This is a genomic window from Marinobacter sp. KM021 (assembly GCF_050707965.1).
Taxonomy (GTDB): Bacteria; Pseudomonadota; Gammaproteobacteria; order Pseudomonadales; family Oleiphilaceae; genus Marinobacter; species Marinobacter shengliensis.
In genome coordinates this window covers 857,148-872,347 of record NZ_CP136129.1, presented here as the reverse complement: position 1 = coordinate 872,347, position 15,200 = coordinate 857,148, and the positions used below count along the sequence as shown (strand labels likewise).

15 protein-coding genes are annotated in these 15,200 nt (G+C 57.9%); 8 read left to right on the top strand and 7 right to left on the bottom strand.

Translation table 11 applies throughout. From position 1 onward, the window contains the following. Complete coding sequence (locus tag RVM24_RS04085) at positions 1 to 486, bottom strand: glutathione peroxidase (protein WP_061330985.1); 486 nt, start codon at positions 484 to 486, stop codon at positions 1 to 3. A gap of 250 nt (positions 487 to 736) precedes the next feature. Between RVM24_RS04085 and RVM24_RS04080 the strand changes: the two genes are divergently transcribed. The 3 genes from RVM24_RS04080 (at position 737) to htpX (ending at position 3,411) form a co-directional block, all read left to right on the top strand. Next, positions 737 to 1,951 carry a pyridoxal phosphate-dependent aminotransferase gene (locus RVM24_RS04080; RefSeq protein ID WP_061330984.1) on the top strand — a complete coding sequence of 405 codons (1,215 nt, stop codon included), beginning with the start codon at positions 737 to 739 and terminating at the stop codon, positions 1,949 to 1,951. An 11-nt stretch (positions 1,952 to 1,962) separates the two neighbouring features. Further along, complete coding sequence (locus RVM24_RS04075; protein WP_061330983.1) at positions 1,963 to 2,436, top strand: hypothetical protein; 474 nt, start codon at positions 1,963 to 1,965, stop codon at positions 2,434 to 2,436. A gap of 93 nt (positions 2,437 to 2,529) precedes the next feature. Beyond that, the gene (gene htpX, locus RVM24_RS04070; protein WP_061330982.1) at positions 2,530 to 3,411 is read left to right on the top strand and encodes a protease HtpX; all 882 of its coding nucleotides are present in this window, start codon (positions 2,530 to 2,532) and stop codon (positions 3,409 to 3,411) included. Positions 3,412 to 3,474: 63 nt separating this feature from the next. Here the strand turns inward: htpX and pdxB are convergent, their stop codons facing one another. From pdxB to RVM24_RS04055, 3 genes are read right to left on the bottom strand one after another with little or no spacing between them, the layout of a single operon-like run. Next, on the bottom strand, positions 3,475 to 4,629 hold the full coding sequence (gene pdxB / locus RVM24_RS04065; protein WP_061330981.1) for a 4-phosphoerythronate dehydrogenase PdxB: 1,155 nt from the start codon (positions 4,627 to 4,629) through the stop codon (positions 3,475 to 3,477). 43 nt (positions 4,630 to 4,672) lie between these two features. Next, positions 4,673 to 5,956 carry an ATP-dependent RNA helicase RhlB gene (rhlB, locus tag RVM24_RS04060; RefSeq protein ID WP_061330980.1) on the bottom strand — a complete coding sequence of 428 codons (1,284 nt, stop codon included), beginning with the start codon at positions 5,954 to 5,956 and terminating at the stop codon, positions 4,673 to 4,675. Further along, the gene (locus tag RVM24_RS04055) at positions 5,953 to 6,678 is read right to left on the bottom strand and encodes an elongation factor P hydroxylase (protein WP_374787047.1); all 726 of its coding nucleotides are present in this window, start codon (positions 6,676 to 6,678) and stop codon (positions 5,953 to 5,955) included. Before RVM24_RS04055 ends, rhlB begins: the two co-directional genes overlap by 4 nt. Between RVM24_RS04055 and dsbD the strand changes: the two genes are divergently transcribed. Beyond that, entirely contained in the window at positions 6,677 to 8,572 is a 1,896-nt protein-coding gene (gene dsbD, locus RVM24_RS04050; RefSeq protein WP_058089534.1) for a protein-disulfide reductase DsbD, read from the top strand. The two genes, RVM24_RS04055 and dsbD, sit on opposite strands and share 2 nt — an antisense overlap. Positions 8,573 to 8,581: 9 nt before the next feature. Here dsbD and tusA read toward each other — a convergent pair whose 3' ends face one another. Beyond that, positions 8,582 to 8,824 carry a sulfurtransferase TusA gene (gene tusA, locus RVM24_RS04045; RefSeq protein WP_058089533.1) on the bottom strand — a complete coding sequence of 81 codons (243 nt, stop codon included), beginning with the start codon at positions 8,822 to 8,824 and terminating at the stop codon, positions 8,582 to 8,584. Between the two features lie 82 nt (positions 8,825 to 8,906). On the opposite strand from tusA, the gene RVM24_RS04040 reads away from it, so the two are divergent. Next, positions 8,907 to 9,200: an antibiotic biosynthesis monooxygenase family protein gene (locus tag RVM24_RS04040; protein WP_058089532.1), complete on the top strand. Its 294-nt coding sequence runs from the start codon at positions 8,907 to 8,909 to the stop codon at positions 9,198 to 9,200. Between the two features lie 11 nt (positions 9,201 to 9,211). Here RVM24_RS04040 and rlmM read toward each other — a convergent pair whose 3' ends face one another. Continuing rightward, entirely contained in the window at positions 9,212 to 10,288 is a 1,077-nt protein-coding gene (gene rlmM, locus RVM24_RS04035) for a 23S rRNA (cytidine(2498)-2'-O)-methyltransferase RlmM (RefSeq protein ID WP_431475000.1), read from the bottom strand. A 129-nt stretch (positions 10,289 to 10,417) separates the two neighbouring features. Between rlmM and RVM24_RS04030 the strand changes: the two genes are divergently transcribed. After that, positions 10,418 to 12,295: a sensor domain-containing diguanylate cyclase gene (locus RVM24_RS04030; RefSeq protein ID WP_431474999.1), complete on the top strand. Its 1,878-nt coding sequence runs from the start codon at positions 10,418 to 10,420 to the stop codon at positions 12,293 to 12,295. Here RVM24_RS04030 and RVM24_RS04025 read toward each other — a convergent pair. Beyond that, positions 12,262 to 12,924: an alpha/beta family hydrolase gene (locus tag RVM24_RS04025; RefSeq protein WP_431474998.1), complete on the bottom strand. Its 663-nt coding sequence runs from the start codon at positions 12,922 to 12,924 to the stop codon at positions 12,262 to 12,264. The two genes, RVM24_RS04030 and RVM24_RS04025, sit on opposite strands and share 34 nt — an antisense overlap. A 221-nt stretch (positions 12,925 to 13,145) precedes the next feature. On the opposite strand from RVM24_RS04025, the gene ccoN reads away from it, so the two are divergent. Together ccoN and ccoO are read left to right on the top strand one after the other, a co-directional pair. Further along, positions 13,146 to 14,576 (top strand): cytochrome-c oxidase, cbb3-type subunit I, encoded by a 1,431-nt coding sequence (gene ccoN / locus RVM24_RS04020; RefSeq protein WP_286255158.1) that lies wholly within the window; start codon positions 13,146 to 13,148, stop codon positions 14,574 to 14,576. A 13-nt stretch (positions 14,577 to 14,589) separates the two neighbouring features. Beyond that, positions 14,590 to 15,198, top strand: coding sequence for a cytochrome-c oxidase, cbb3-type subunit II (ccoO, locus tag RVM24_RS04015; RefSeq protein WP_058089529.1), 609 nt, complete (start codon positions 14,590 to 14,592; stop codon positions 15,196 to 15,198). Positions 15,199 to 15,200: the final 2 nt, after the last annotated feature.

The window sequence follows — 15,200 nt, the reverse complement described above, 5'->3', positions numbered from 1 at the left end:
TCAGAGCAGCTTCTCGATATCAGCACGAATGTCAGCGGGTTTCGCTGTGGGTGCGTAACGGCGGATAACCTGTCCGTCGCGGTTGACCAGAAACTTGGTAAAGTTCCACTTCACCTTCTCCGACCCCATCAGGCCCCTGGCTTCCCTCTTCAAAAACTGGAACAGCGGATGTGCGCCATCCCCGTTCACGTCAACCTTGGCAAACATCGGAAAGCTGACACCATAGTTCAGGGAGCAGAACTGACTGATGGCATCCTCGTTTGCCGGATCCTGATTCATGAACTGGTTACAGGGAAAGCCCAATACCTCGAATCCGCGGTCACCGAGTTCCTCATGCAGCGCTTGCAAGCCCTCAAATTGAGGTGTGAAGCCACACTTTGACGCGGTGTTTACAATCAGCAAGACCTTTCCCTTGTAATCCGCCATGGAGGCTTCATTGCCCTTAATGTCACGAACACTGAAATCGTAAATGGATACGCCAGACATACGTTTACTCCTGTCGAGGATTTTCGTGAAATTACATTGTGCACAATATAATTTGGCAAAGCCACACTCTGAAAAGGCTTAACGGGCCAGTGATCCAGAGTTCACTTTCAAAAACCGCCGCAAACTATCCGTATTTGGCCACAATTCAACACATTTGCCCCTGTTGCCCCGGGGCTCCCCTCCGCTAGAATAGGATGCTTCCGTTTACCGGAACCTCTTTCAGACTGTTTGTTAAGGACGCCAGCGACCCATGCAGAACTATTTCAAATCCGCCAAGCTCGACAATGTGTGCTATGAAATTCGTGGCGTGGTTCTGCGTGAGGCGCGTCGCCTTGAAGAAGAGGGCCATCGGGTTCTCAAGCTGAACATTGGCAACCCGGCGGCGTTCGAGCTGGATGTACCGGAAGAGATCCAGCAAGACGTTATCTACAACATGCACCAGGCCCAGGGATACGTGGAGTCCAAGGGTCTGTTCTCTGCCCGAAAAGCCGTGATGCATTACTGCCAGCAACGGGGTATCGCCAAGGTCGACATCGACGACATTTTCCTGGGCAACGGCGTCAGTGAGCTGATCGTCATGTCCATGCAGGCACTGCTGAATACGGGCGATGAAGTGCTGATTCCAGCGCCGGATTACCCGCTCTGGACCGCCGCCGTGACCCTCTCCAGCGGCAAGCCGGTGCACTACCGGTGCGATGAGCAACAGGGCTGGTTCCCGGACATCGATGACATCAAGAAAAAGATCACCCGCCGTACCCGGGCCATTGTGCTGATCAACCCCAACAACCCCACCGGTGCGGTGTATTCGGAAGAGTTGTTGCAGCAGGTCATCGAACTGGCCAGGCAGCACAACCTGATCATCCTGTCAGACGAGATCTACGACAAGATCCTGTATGACGGCACCCAGCACACCTCCGTTGCCTCCCTGGCCGACGACGTGCTGTTCTTCACCTACAACGGGCTGTCGAAGAACTACCGGGCCGCCGGCTACCGCTCTGGCTGGATGATTATCAGTGGTGCCAAACATCGCGCCCGAGACCTGATCGAAGGCATCGAGATGCTTTCCAACATGCGCCTGTGTGCCAACGTTCCGGCACAGCTGGCCATCCAGACGTCTCTGGGTGGCTATCAGTCCATCAACGACCTGGTGGCACCCGGCGGCCGGCTTTATGAACAGAGGGAAACCGCCTGGCGCATGCTCAACGACATTCCCGGCGTCAGCTGTGTCAAACCCCAGGGTGCCCTGTACCTGTTCCCGAGACTGGACCCGAAGCACTTCCCGGTGGTCAACGATGAAAAGCTGGTGCTCGACTTGCTGCTGCAGGAGAAAATCCTGCTGGTTCAGGGCTCCGCCTTCAACATTGATGACAAACAGCATCTGCGCGTCGTTTTCCTGCCCCGGGAAGATACCCTGGCAGACGCCATGGGCCGCCTGGGCAATTTCCTGGAGCATTACCGCCAGTAACCGGAGCTGATATGGCCGACATACATGTCGAGGAGTTCTACAAGGACGTCGCTATTGCGCTGATCCAGCTTTATGCTGCGTTCCCGAGAAGGATCAACCTGTTCGTGGAAGACATCGCCGGGCCAGACGAGCCGGATGAATTCGGGCTGCACAGTAAACGGCACATGGCCTGCTTTGGAGCGCTCCTGTGGCTTTCAGAGGAAGGCCTGTTGCGCTACGTCGACACCATTCGGCAGGAAGCCCTGGACCAGGCCGTTCTGACCCGCGAGGCGTTTGTGCGCCTCAGTGCCCCGGCGCCCCAGGCGTTGATACGGGAGCTTAATGCCTCCAGCACTGAAGCGGAACTGCCTCCCTCCGTACAAAAGGATCTATCAACCTATATCCACCTGCTGAGATCGGCCCTCAAGAGTGGCAGTTCCAGCCGAATCAGCCTGGCCGTTCAGTCGTCCTTCTTCATTGATACCGGCGCGGGGAGCGTGCATTAAATCCAGGTAAGGCTCTTGAAGGAGTGAACCCGGACCACATATATCGGTCAGACAGGCAACCAGTTTCAGGGATCGTTAACACGGGAATAGACTATGCGGATTTTGTTGTTTCTGGCCACCAACCTGGCGGTCATCCTGGTCGCAAGTTTTACCTTGCGCCTGCTGGGCGTTGACAGCTACCTGGCCCAACAGGGCATCAATTACGGCTCGCTCCTGGCGTTTGCTGCCGTATTCGGCTTTGCGGGTGCCATCGTCTCACTGCTGATCTCCAAACCCATGGCCAAGTGGAGTACCAAGGCCCGGGTTATCGACTCGCCCAGAACCCCGGCCGAGCGCTGGCTGGTGGACACCGTGGCAGAGCTGTCAAAGAAAGCGGGCATTGGCATGCCCGAGGTGGCTGTTTTCCCCGCCTCCCAGTCCAATGCTTTTGCCACCGGCTGGAACAAGAATGACTCGCTGGTAGCCGTCAGCGAAGGGCTGCTGCACCGCTTCAACAAGGATGAAATCCGGGCCGTACTGGGCCATGAAATTGGTCATGTGGCCAATGGTGATATGGTCACGCTTGCGCTGATTCAGGGTGTGGTGAACACCTTTGTGATTTTCGCGTCCCGGGTCATCGGCTCCTTCGTTGACCGGGTGGTGTTCAAGAACGAGAATGGCCATGGCATTGGCTTTTTCGTGGTCAGCATCGCGGCCGAGATTGTCCTTGGCATACTGGCCAGCACCATTGTGTTCTGGTTCTCCCGCCGCCGGGAGTTCCGGGCCGATATTGCAGGGGCTCAGCTTGCCGGTACCGGAGCGATGATCAGCGCTCTGGCTCGCCTGAAGCAGGAAAGTGAAGTGCCGGATCAAATGCCCGATACCCTCCAGGCCTTCGGCATTAATCGCGGCGCCCGGGCCGGCCTCGCAGCCTTGTTCATGACCCACCCACCACTGGAAGATCGCATCGCAGCTCTGCAGAACGCCAGGGTTTGACAGAAAACAAAAGGGGGGGCGCTATCGGCGCCCCCCTTTGCCTGTGCAATCAGGTAATGTTGATCAGATCTTGAGTTTGCAGCCCAGCGCACGGAAACCATCCTGGAGCGATTTACTGGTCCCTTTGAGCTGAATCTTCAGGCTGGAGCACTCCCGGCGCACCGGATAGTCCCGGCGCAGGCGGTCAAACGCCACAGCCCGTTGCTCCGGATTTCCCCGCATGGCCAGTCTCAGCCTGGCGTCATCCCGCCTTGGGTCATAACAGACCCGCAGTGCCGTACGAATGGCCTCATCTTCCTCGGCGGAACTGGTAAACGAGACTTTGCTGACCGCTGGTTCAGGTAAAAACTGGCCTGCTTTCTTGCGTATGGGCAGGCCCAGGAACTGACACAGCGCCCGATAAACCATTTCCGTGCCCTGCATCTTGCCTTCCAGGCTGTACCCGGCAATATGGGGCGTCGCGAGCCATACCTTGTCCACAAGATCGGGACGTATCCCAGGCTCATGCTCCCAGACATCCAGGGCCACCAGCGGTGCATCAGCCTGTTCCAGTCTGCGCATCAAGGCCTCGGAATCAACAACTTCTCCCCTACCACCGTTGATCAGCAGTTGATCGGCGCCGATCAACGCCAGCTCCGGGTCAGACACCATGTGCCAGGTGGCGTGGGGCTGATGGCGGGTTAATGGCGTATGCAGGGTAACCACGTCACACTCCAGCGCCTCAGCCAGACTGACAAAGGGCAGCTCAGCACCGGGTTCCCGTTCCTGCCTCGGCGGGTCACACAGGCGCACCTCAAAACCAAGGCGCTCCAGGCATTGAGCCAGCTGACCACCGACATTACCAACGCCAACGATACCAACCGTCAGGGATGTCCAATCGTCCAGCCCCCGTCGCTCAGCAAACAGCGATACCACCGACAACACGTATTCGGCCACACTGGTGGCGTTGCATCCGGGGGCGGCGGCAAAGCCGATACCCCTCGCCTGCAACCACTCCAGGTCAATATGGTCTGTGCCAATGGTCGCAGTACCCACAAAACGAACCCGGCTGCCTTCAAGCAACTCCCGGTTAACACGGGTCACCGAACGAACCAGCAGGATATCCGCATCCTGCACCTGCTCACGACTCAGTGTTCGCCCTGTAACCCGGCGTATTTCTCCAATATCACCGAAGAACGCGTCCAGTAAAGGAATGTTCTCGTCCGCAACGATCAGCATAACCTGGTCTCCATCACCCTAAATCGCCCTGTACCAACGCGACTCAGTTGCGCCGGGGCCGCGAACCGCCACGCCCTGCCGGCCCGCGGCCGCTCTGGGGGCGGCGACCACCGCGCTTGCGCGTGATCGGCGGGTTATCCATGGTGGCCATCAAGTCTTCGTCTGGCACCGCGGTTTTCAGCTTCTGGCTGATGTACTTCTCGATCTCCGGTAAGGCAAAAGAGTCGTCTTCCCCGGCAAAGCTGACGGAAACACCGGTCTTGCCTGCGCGCCCGGTACGACCAATCCGGTGTACGTAATCCTCGGCGTTCTCAGGCAGGTTGTAGTTGAACACGTGGGTAACGCCATTCACGTGAATGCCCCGGCCTGCCACATCGGTAGCCACCAGCACCTGGATCTGCCCCTTTTTGAACTGGTCCAGGGTTTTCAACCGTTTGTTCTGGGCGATCTCACCAGACATCAGGGACACCTTCACGCCCTGATTCTTCAGATCCTCCTCAAGATCCCGGCACTGGTCACGACGATTGGCAAACACAATGGCCTTCTCAACTTCCGGACGTTTGAGGTAGTTCACCAGCACCGGCAGTTTGTCGTCGTCAGACACCAGATACACGGTCTGCTCTACCCGTTCGGCGGTTTTCTGCTCCGGCTCGATCTCAACAAACTCTGCGTTTTGGGTCCACATGGACGCCAGGTTCAGAACGTCCTGGTTGAAGGTGGCGCTGAACAGCAGGGTTTGGCGATCTTCTTTGCTGGTGCACTTGCGGATAATTCGTTTGACGTCAGGGATGAAGCCCATATCCAGCATGCGGTCTGCTTCATCCAGGATCAGGATGTCGATCTGGTCCAGAAACACGTCCTGGGAGCCCAAAAAGTCGATCAACCGGCCCGGGGTTGCCACCAGAATGTCGACAATCTCGTTCTGCAACTGCTCGCGTTGCTTGTCGTAGTTCATACCGCCCACCACGGTAACCACATTGTGGCCGGTGTACTGGCACAGCTGCTCTGCGTCCTTGGCAATCTGCATCGCCAATTCACGGGTTGGAGCCAGGGCAAGCACTCTGGGCTCAGAGGCAAACCGGTCTTTTTCATCCACCGGTGTTTCCAGCAGAGTCTGTATCGCCGTAATCAGGAAGGCTGCCGTTTTACCGGTACCGGTCTGGGCCTGGCCGATCAGGTCTTCGCAAGCCAGGGTCCAGGGCAGGGTTTCGGCCTGAATGGGCGTGCAGTATTCAAATCCGATTTTACTGATGGCATCCAGCAGACGCTTGTCCAGGTTAAGATCGCTGAAGCGTAAATCGCCGGTAGGTTTTAGGTCAGCTGTCATAGAGGTTCTGTTATCCTTGATTGGTCGTGTTCGGTTGCCATGGGCGCCAAACGGCGCCTGTCCTGGTTCCAGTGATGCTGGACCCTGTCGGCAGTCCCGTAGAAAGACTTGAGTGTATCGAAAAATTGCTGAGCCCTTGATGGCAGGCCATGAGCCAGATATTGGGAGGCCTGCAGGCGCACATTCTGGCGGAAGCCTTGCTCATTGGCCGCGCCGCTGCCGGCAAGGTTATCAACGCTGATATGAAAGCGAGAGCCGGCCGCCAGGGAAAACAGCCATTCAACGGCCTGAGGCTTGACCTCCACCTGCTCAAACGCCTGCTGTTGTTCCAGGCTGCGACCATCCGGACAATACCAATATCCGTAATCGTGCAATGTGCGCCGATGCTCACCGGCTATACACCAATGGGCAATCTCGTGGAGGGCACTGGCAAAAAAACCGTGGGCAAACACTACCCGGGCAAGTCCGTCTGGCTCGCTGGCAGGCAGGTACTCCGGTTCGTCACTGCCCCTGACCAGAATGGTCCGGAAGGATTCCCGGAACAGGTCGTTGAACAGCATGATAAGATCGTCTGGATTGTGATTCATCGGTTGGCTATTGTGCGACTTTAATACAAGCAATACCAGAGGGAACTTTGCCATGGCAATGATGTCACTGGCAGCAAGGCGACGAGCCGCAATACCGCCCCCCATTGGAAACACCCAGGATAACGAAGAATTCATGACAGCTATTCCAGACTCCCATCAACGATTGCGCCGCCCGGTCTCCCAGCTCGGGGCCTTGCTGGCACTGCTGTTTACCCTGCTTCCGGCCTCCGCCCTGGCCTTTGGCAACTCAGGAAGCTCCCTGTTTGGTGGCGGCAACAACGGCTTCCTGCCCGTAGACGAGGCGCTGCCCTTCAACCACAGCACGGAAGGCGACAGCGTTGTCCTGTCCTGGAATATTGCCCCGGAACACTATCTCTACAAAAGCCGTATACAGATTACTCCGGTCACTGAAGGCGTCAGCATTGGCGAGCCCGAGTTCTCCCTGCCCGGCACCCTGACCGAAGACGAATACTTCGGCGAGATGATGGTGTTCTTCGATCCGGTCGAGGCCCGGGTGCCGGTCATCCTTCCCGAGGGTATACAGGAAGCGGAACTGCAAGTGACCTACCAGGGCTGCGCAAAGGCGGGTCTGTGTTATCCGCCGCAGACGCGGGACGTTCTGTACTATCCGGGTAAAGGTGATAGCCAGGGCAGTCGTTCCTCACCCGCTTCAGGCAGCGTCTCCAGCAGCGGAGCATTCAACACGACAGATAACACTTCTTCGGCAACCGGCCTGGCCGGATTCCTGTCCAGCCAGTCGATCTGGATGATCGCTGGGGTATTCTTCCTGCTGGGGCTGGGGCTGACCTTCACCCCGTGCGTGTTGCCCATGGTGCCGATTATTTCCACTATGGTCTCAGGCCACAACACCCGCACGACAGGCCATGCTCTCCTTCTTTCCGGCAGCTACGTGCTGGGCATGGCGCTTACCTACGCCGCCGCTGGGGTGATTACCGGCCTGCTGGGCGCCAGTTTCAACCTGCAGGCACAGCTCCAGTCGCCCCTCGTACTCGGTGTTTTTGCGGCACTGTTTGTGGTGTTTGCCCTGGCGATGTTTGACCTGTTTGAGATTCAGCTACCCAGGTTTATCCGCGAGCCGCTGAACGATGCCAGCCAGAAGCTGACCGGCACCCGGGTGATCAGTATCTTCGGCATTGGTTCATTGTCGGCACTGATTGTCTCGCCCTGTGTCTCTGCGCCTCTGGCCGGTAGCCTGCTTTACATTTCAACCACACAGGACGCCGTCATAGGCGGCGTTGCCCTGCTTGCACTTGGGCTTGGCATGGGTGTGCCACTGATTCTTGTGGCCGTCGGCGGACGCAAGCTGCTGCCTACCTCAGGCCACTGGATGACGACCGTCAAACATTTTTACGGCGTGATGCTGCTTGCCGTTGCCATCTGGCTTATCGAGCGGATGGTACCAGCCTGGGCAGGCCTGACCATGTGGGGGCTACTGGTGGCCATCACAGGCGTTCAGTTGGGTGCTTTTGATGCGGCCAGGGCTGGCTGGGAACGCACACGCAAGGGCCTGGGCCTGGTAATGTTCGCCTATGGCCTGGCGCTCCTGGCAGGGGCGTTCAGCGGCGCCAATGATCCGCTGCGGCCGCTGGCACCGTTTACCGCATCTGCCGGCCAGGTTCAGGGCGGCGGCGCCAGCCATGCAGACTTCCAGCGGGTCGAAGATCCGCAACAGATTCGCGCAATGCTGGCCGATGCCCGCGCCAACCAGCAACCTGTTGTGCTCGACTTCTACGCGGATTGGTGCGTGTCGTGCAAAATCATGGAGCGGAACGTGTTCAGCGACCAGGACGTGATCCAGGCGTTAGCACCCTACACCCTGTTGCAAATCGACATGACCGACAACACCCGTGACCAACAGGCCCTGCTGAATGAACTCGGGCTATTTGGTCCGCCGGCCATTCTGTTCTATCGAACCAACGGCGAAGAGCTACAGGAAGCACGGGTGCTCGGGGAAATGAACCGTAGGCAGTTCCTTGACCATCTTGGCAAGGTGGCCCGGGAGAGCTGAGCGGTGTGCTCAGCTCTCACAACGGCGAATCAGGAAATGGAATTCCCCTTCCAGTTCCTGTTGGCTCAGCAGCTCATGGCTCAGGAACTGGCAAAAACGGGGTATATCCCGGGTTGTTGAAGGATCGGTCGCTACAACGCGCAACACTTCCCCCACGCCAACATCGTTGATCCGGGTGTGCAGCATCATTACCGGTTCCGGGCACAACAGCCCTCGAGCGTCCAGCTCGGCTTGAAACTCCAGGGTTGTCACAACAGCCACCTCCAGTTCTCGTGATTTTCAGAATCCGGTGCTAAATTATTGTTTACAGCAACGAAAATAAAGGACCAATTGCATGATTCGGGTTTTGATTGAACGACACATCGCAGAGTCTCTGGAAACCGCCTACGAGGAGCGTTCACGTTTGGTACTGCAGCAGGCCGTTAGTACACCCGGTTTTATTTCAGGTGAGACGCTGGTCGACAGCCATGACCCGAACCACCGTATCACCCTTGCCAACTGGCGCTCTGAAGCTGACTGGGATCGCTGGTACCACTCCCGGGAGCGGCGCGAGCTGATGGCAGAACTGGTGCCCATGATGGACCGCGATGAAATCATCACAGTTCTTGAGCAAAGCCCTATGCCCTGAGCCACTCCGGCTTAGTCCAGGCGCTCGATAAAACAGGTGATTTCCTCTCGATCATGATAAAGGTGGCGGGCCCGTACACGGCAAGTCAGGCCCGCCTCCTCAAGACCACGCACCAGGATGTCCTGGCATACCAGCCATTCGTCGTAGCGCTTCTTCATCGGTAACTTCAGGTTGAATACCGTGTAACGGCAAAGCCTGTCTGCCAGCCAGTCCACTGCCATCCGGGCGGTGCGGCGCGGCTTATCGACTATGTCGCAAACCATCCAGTCGACCGCCCGCTTCGGGCGCCAGGCATAACCATCCGCCTCAATGTGCTCAACATGCCCACTGGCCATCAAATCCGGATTCATCGGGCCATTATCAACAGCCGTCACCATCATACCCTGGTTCACCAGCTGCCAGGTCCAGCCACCTGGCGCGGCTCCCAGATCGACGGCTTTCCTGCCACCACCCAGGTAGTCGAGCCAGCGATCCTCCGGCAGAAATACCTTCCAGGCTTCCTCGAGTTTGAGCGCAGAGCGGCTGGGGGCCGAGGCGGGTAATCTGAGCCGCGGCACGCCCCCCGGGAACGGCGACCGGTTACCAGCGAGGCTGTACCCAATCACAGCCGTGCCAAAGTCTGCCAGCAGTATTTCCAGCCGTTTTCCGGTTTTTGCATCCGCCGTTTCCTGAAGCAACCCCGCGCCCCGCAGGCCCTTGGATAACGGCGCTACCCATTTTCGGGAAAAGTTGCCCAGGTCCCGGTCCTCGTTGTTCTCCGGCAAACGCACCTCTACCCGTGCACAGCCACTACCATTCCAATCCTGATCTCGCAGAAAACCGACAACGGCTCCAACCCGATCCTGTACTGGCAACGCGCAATCGCCCAGGATAACGAACCAATCCCGGACAAATACCAGTTCGTCCAACGGCAGGCGGCCCATCAGTTCCTCCGGGCTTTCCTCACTGCCAATGGTAAACCGGACCAGCCCGCTATTCCTGACCGGCTGAAAGTAACCAAACACGCCTTTAAGGGCTGCCTGATCCGTCACTTCCTGGCCCGCCTCGGCTTCGAATCCCGGGCGGCACACCAGCATAACCTGTTGCATCTATCACCTTTTCATTCAAAATTGTCAGGAATCTGACACCCTGACAAACAAGAAACTTGAACCTGTTTAACAGCAGGATTTGTTTACGCTGGCTACACTTCCGCCTTCATTCGACATGGGATTTCGTTGATGACGCCTCGATTCTGCGCCCTGCTGATGCTTGGCCTGCTGGCCTTTGCCGGCATTATGCCCGGTTACAGCATGGCGGCGGAACCTTGCCCGATCCTTCAGGCGACCAACCCCGAAGCCCGGAGCGCAATTAATCATCACTTGTGCTTCCATTCCGCCCGCCCCGGCGAGCCAGCCCACGCCGCTCAGAGCGCATCAGAACTACCGGCGGATATGCCCTGGACACCCGCCAACGGCCATGACCTGGTGTTCAGCCATACTGATGCCGTGTACTGGATTCAACTGACCGTCCATAACCCTGGCGCCAACCGCACGCTCTGGTATCTGAAGCTTAACTACCCGCTGCTGGACGAAATCACCTTCTGGCAGCATCGCCATCAGCCGGGCAGCCCGGATGTCGTCACCGAGGCCGCACCACCACTGGCCACAGGTGATTCCCTGCCGTTTGCCACCCGGGGCATAGATTACCGTTATTACCTGTTACCGGTCACGCTGGATCCGTCCGAACGGCGCACCATTACCATCCGGGTTCACAGCAGCGGGGCGCTGAATGTGCCCCTGGCCCTGATGACACCGGAAGAGGTCATTGCTGAAAGCAATCACCTGACTTTGATCCACGGCCTGTTTTACGGGGCGCTGCTGATTCTGGCCGCCTTTAACCTGCTGTTGTTCTTCAGCTCCGGCACCCGGTACTACTTCTACAACTCTTTCTATATCAGCTCCATGGCGATGTTTCTGTTTGCCATGGGCGGCTTCGCGAATCAGTATTTCTGGCCCGAGAGTGCACAGCTGGCGAACCTGTCGATCCCACTCACCCTGGTCATCTGCTCAGCCGCCATGGCACTGTTTGGCTGGTCATTTCTTGATGTCAGTGCCGGGACGATTTCAGAATCCGTGCTCCGGGGGTTGGTCTGGTCTGCTGTGGGCTTCCTGGCCCTGACCTTCCTGCTACCCTACTCCAAAGCCATCCTGCTCAACACAGCCCATGCGCTGGTGGTGATTGCCGCGTTGTCGGTCATTGCGACTATCCGCTGGCGCCAGGGCTATCTCCCCGCCTTCTGGTACATCGCTGCCTGGATGATCATGGTGGTCGGCGCCCTGGCCTATGCCCTGGCGGCCTTCGGCTACCTGGGCGACTACCTGGCCCGCGAGGTCATGATGCAAGCGGCTGTCGGGGGTCAGGTTATCCTGCTGAACTATGCCATGGTGCAACGCTGGCGCCTGCTGAATCAGAAGTTGCTGGATATTGAGCACCAGGCACGCACAGAGCTGGAGTTCAAGGTTCACGAGCGCACCGCACAACTGCGCAATACCATGCGGGAACTTGAGCAGGCGAACCGGAAACTGGCGTCCCTCAGCCTGAACGATGCCCTGACCGGACTACACAACCGCCGGCATATGGATAACCTGTTACCGGAACTCTGCCGTGAAGCCCGTCGAACCGGCCAGCCATTGTCGCTGGCGCTGGTGGATGCCGATCACTTCAAGCGGATTAACGACAGCTGGGGCCACGATTTCGGTGACCAATGCCTCAGGCACATCGCGACCTGCCTGAAGAACCAGATCAAGCGACCACGGGATGTCGCGGTCCGTTTTGGTGGTGAGGAATTTGCCCTGCTGCTACCCGGTACAGACGCCACCGGCGCTTCCAAGTTGTGCCAGGATATTCTTGAAGCGGTGCGGGACTCTCGCATTACCGCTCCCGACGGTACAGCCATCAGCCTCACCGTTAGCGCCGGCATCGCGGAACTGGGCGTCGAAGAGCAGCCAGACAGCCTGTTCCGACGCGCCGATGAAGCCCTCTATGCCTCCAAAGCCGCCGGCCGGGACGCAATCACCCTTGCTCAACACAGCTCCGAGCCCGCCAGCAACTCCTGAACAAATCGGCCGGTTTCGCCAGCCGCCTGCTCGATAAGGGTTGCCTGGCTGTCCGGATGCCTTGCCGGTGTCTGAAAGTCATGGTTTCCGCCATCCAACCAGCACAGCCGGGAAAGCCCCGGCATCTCGCCCTGGGCCGCTACCTCCTCCGGCTTGCCGAAAGGGTCCCGGGTTCCCTGTATAATCATCATCGGGCAGCCAACGGTCGAAAAATGATCAATACGCCACCGATCTGGCTTGCCCGGGGGATGGAAAGGGTAGCCATAGCAGATAACCCCAGCAATACCCGGAGCATGTTCACTGGCCAGCATTGAGGCCACCCGACCACCCATCGACTTACCTCCAACCAGCATCAGGCAATCCTCACTCACCTCATCTCGCACCCGTGCCACTTCGGCCCGGAATGAATCCAGCAACACAGGCATTCGGTCCGGTGGCCGCTTGCGGCCGTCCTCCCGCCGCCGAGTCATATACGGAAACTCAAACCTGACCGTTGCAATCCCCTGCCGCTCCAAAGCGTCAGACAGTTGCTCCATGAAAGGAGAGTCCATGGGCGCGCCGGCCCCATGGGCCAGCAACATGACACTTTTGACCCCTTTACCGTAGCCTTTGGTCTTAATCCGGTTCACAACATTCAACTCCTCGCTGTCAGGGGGTATCATTAGCAACCGAGCAGAAACCTTCAAGGTGCTTTTGTAACGCGGTTCAAGCCTTGCAAACTGTTGGCCAAACTGCTGATTCCAGCGGATTTGACGAATGTCAGGAGTTGACCTGAATCATTGCAAAGGCCTAATGGTTTCTCCATACTTGCGCCCGCATATTTCCCCATCCTAAACCCATTGGTAAGGCTATGAGCACAGTAAATGCAAACCTGACATACAACTACAAGGTGGTGAGACAATTCGCCATCATGACAGTGGTATGGGGTATTGTAGGCATGGCTCTGGGTGTGCTGATTGCAGCACAGCTGGTTTGGCCATCCCTCAACCTCGATCTGCCCTGGACTCACTTCGGTCGCCTGCGGCCGCTGCACACCAACGCCGTCATCTTCGGCTTTGGTGGAAGTGCCCTGTTTGCTACCTCTTACTACGTAGTACAGCGGACCTGTCAGGCCCGCCTGTTCTCCGATGGTATGGCAGCGTTCACATTCTGGGGCTGGCAGGCGATCATTGTATCGGCCGCCATTACCTTGCCACTGGGCATCACGTCTTCCAAGGAATACGCAGAGCTGGAATGGCCGATTGATATCGCCATTGCCATCGTGTGGGTAACCTACGCTCTGGTGTTCTTCGGCACCGTGATGAAGCGCAGCACACCGCACATCTATGTGGCCAACTGGTTCTACGGCGCATTCATCATTACCGTGGCAGTGCTGCACATCGGTAACAACATGGCCCTGCCAGCTACCGCCTGGAAATCCTACTCGGCGTACGCGGGTGTCACTGACGCCATGATGCAATGGTGGTACGGCCACAACGCCGTTGGCTTCTTCCTGACCGCCGGCTTCCTGGGCATGATGTACTATTTCGTACCCAAGCAGGCGAACCGTCCGGTTTATTCCTACCGCTTGTCGATCGTGCACTTCTGGGCGCTGATCACCACCTATGTGTGGGCCGGCGGCCACCACCTGCACTACTCTGCCCTGCCTGACTGGGCACAGACTGCGGGCATGGTGATGTCCCTTATCCTGCTGGCTCCGTCCTGGGGCGGCATGATTAACGGCATGATGACCCTGTCTGGCGCCTGGCACAAACTGCGTACCGATCCGATCCTGCGGTTCCTGGTGGTCTCCCTGTCCTTCTACGGCATGTCGACCTTCGAAGGCCCGATGATGTCCATCAAGACCGTTAACGCACTGTCCCACAACACTGACTGGACCATCGGCCACGTGCACTCCGGTGCCCTCGGCTGGGTAGCCATGATCAGTATCGGCGCCGTCTATCACCTGGTCCCGAAACTGTGGGGCCTGCAAGCCATGTACAGCAGTGCGCTGATCAACGTTCACTTCTGGCTGGCTACTGTTGGTACCGTCCTGTACATCGTTGCCATGTGGGTTAACGGCATCATGCAGGGCCTGATGTGGCGCGCCGTTAACGAAGACGGCACTCTGACCTACAGCTTCGTTGAATCTCTGGAAGCGTCCTACCCCGGCTATTTCGTCCGGTTTATTGGTGGCGCCATCTTCCTGGCGGGCATGCTGATCATGGCTTACAACGTGTACATGACCGTACGCCAGAAAGAAGCCGCAGCACAGGACAACGCTGCCGTTCAAGCGGCGTAAGGGGAGAGACCAGATGAGACACGAAATAGTAGAAAAGAACCTTGGCCTGATGATCGTCCTGATTGTGGTGGTCATCAGCGGCGGCTTTCTGGCCGAAGTAGTGCCCCTGTTCTTCCAGAAGGACGTGAACCAGCCCGTTGATGGCCTGGAACCGCTGTCCGCACTGGAACTGGAAGGCCGGGACATCTACATCCGCGAGGGCTGCCACGTGTGCCATACCCAGCAGATTCGCCCGTTCCGGGCGGAAACCGAGCGTTATGGCCACTACTCCGTGGCGGGCGAGTTCGTTTATGACCGCCCGTTCCTGTGGGGATCCAAGCGCACCGGTCCTGACCTGGCCCGCGTGGGTGGTCGTTACTCCGATGCCTGGCAGCGCCAGCACCTGTACGATCCGCGCAGCGTGGTGCCTGAGTCCAACATGCCGGCATTCCCCTGGCTGTTTGATAACCGTGTGAAGCACACCACCATCGAAGCCCGAATGAGAACACTGCAGACCCTCGGCGTGCCTTATACCGACGAGCAGGTAGCAAGTGCTGCCTCAGACATCGAAGGCAAGTTTGAAATCGAAGCACTGGTCGCATACCTGCAACAGCTGGGTACTGTGATTTCAGACAAACGGTGATC

What these genes read in the sequence shown, in the direction of transcription:
- RVM24_RS04085 (WP_061330985.1), bottom strand. Translation starts at nt 486, where the DNA reads ATGTCTGGCGTATCCATTTACGATTTCAGTGTTCGTGACATTAAGGGC.
- RVM24_RS04080 (WP_061330984.1), top strand. Translation starts at nt 737, where the DNA reads ATGCAGAACTATTTCAAATCCGCCAAGCTCGACAATGTGTGCTATGAA.
- RVM24_RS04075 (WP_061330983.1), top strand. Translation starts at nt 1,963, where the DNA reads ATGGCCGACATACATGTCGAGGAGTTCTACAAGGACGTCGCTATTGCG.
- htpX (WP_061330982.1), top strand. Translation starts at nt 2,530, where the DNA reads ATGCGGATTTTGTTGTTTCTGGCCACCAACCTGGCGGTCATCCTGGTC.
- pdxB (WP_061330981.1), bottom strand. Translation starts at nt 4,629, where the DNA reads ATGCTGATCGTTGCGGACGAGAACATTCCTTTACTGGACGCGTTCTTC.
- rhlB (WP_061330980.1), bottom strand. Translation starts at nt 5,956, where the DNA reads ATGACAGCTGACCTAAAACCTACCGGCGATTTACGCTTCAGCGATCTT.
- dsbD (WP_058089534.1), top strand. Translation starts at nt 6,677, where the DNA reads ATGACAGCTATTCCAGACTCCCATCAACGATTGCGCCGCCCGGTCTCC.
- RVM24_RS04055 (WP_374787047.1), bottom strand. Translation starts at nt 6,678, where the DNA reads ATGAATTCTTCGTTATCCTGGGTGTTTCCAATGGGGGGCGGTATTGCG.
- RVM24_RS04040 (WP_058089532.1), top strand. Translation starts at nt 8,907, where the DNA reads ATGATTCGGGTTTTGATTGAACGACACATCGCAGAGTCTCTGGAAACC.
- rlmM (WP_431475000.1), bottom strand. Translation starts at nt 10,288, where the DNA reads ATGCAACAGGTTATGCTGGTGTGCCGCCCGGGATTCGAAGCCGAGGCG.
- RVM24_RS04030 (WP_431474999.1), top strand. Translation starts at nt 10,418, where the DNA reads ATGACGCCTCGATTCTGCGCCCTGCTGATGCTTGGCCTGCTGGCCTTT.
- ccoN (WP_286255158.1), top strand. Translation starts at nt 13,146, where the DNA reads ATGAGCACAGTAAATGCAAACCTGACATACAACTACAAGGTGGTGAGA.
- ccoO (WP_058089529.1), top strand. Translation starts at nt 14,590, where the DNA reads ATGAGACACGAAATAGTAGAAAAGAACCTTGGCCTGATGATCGTCCTG.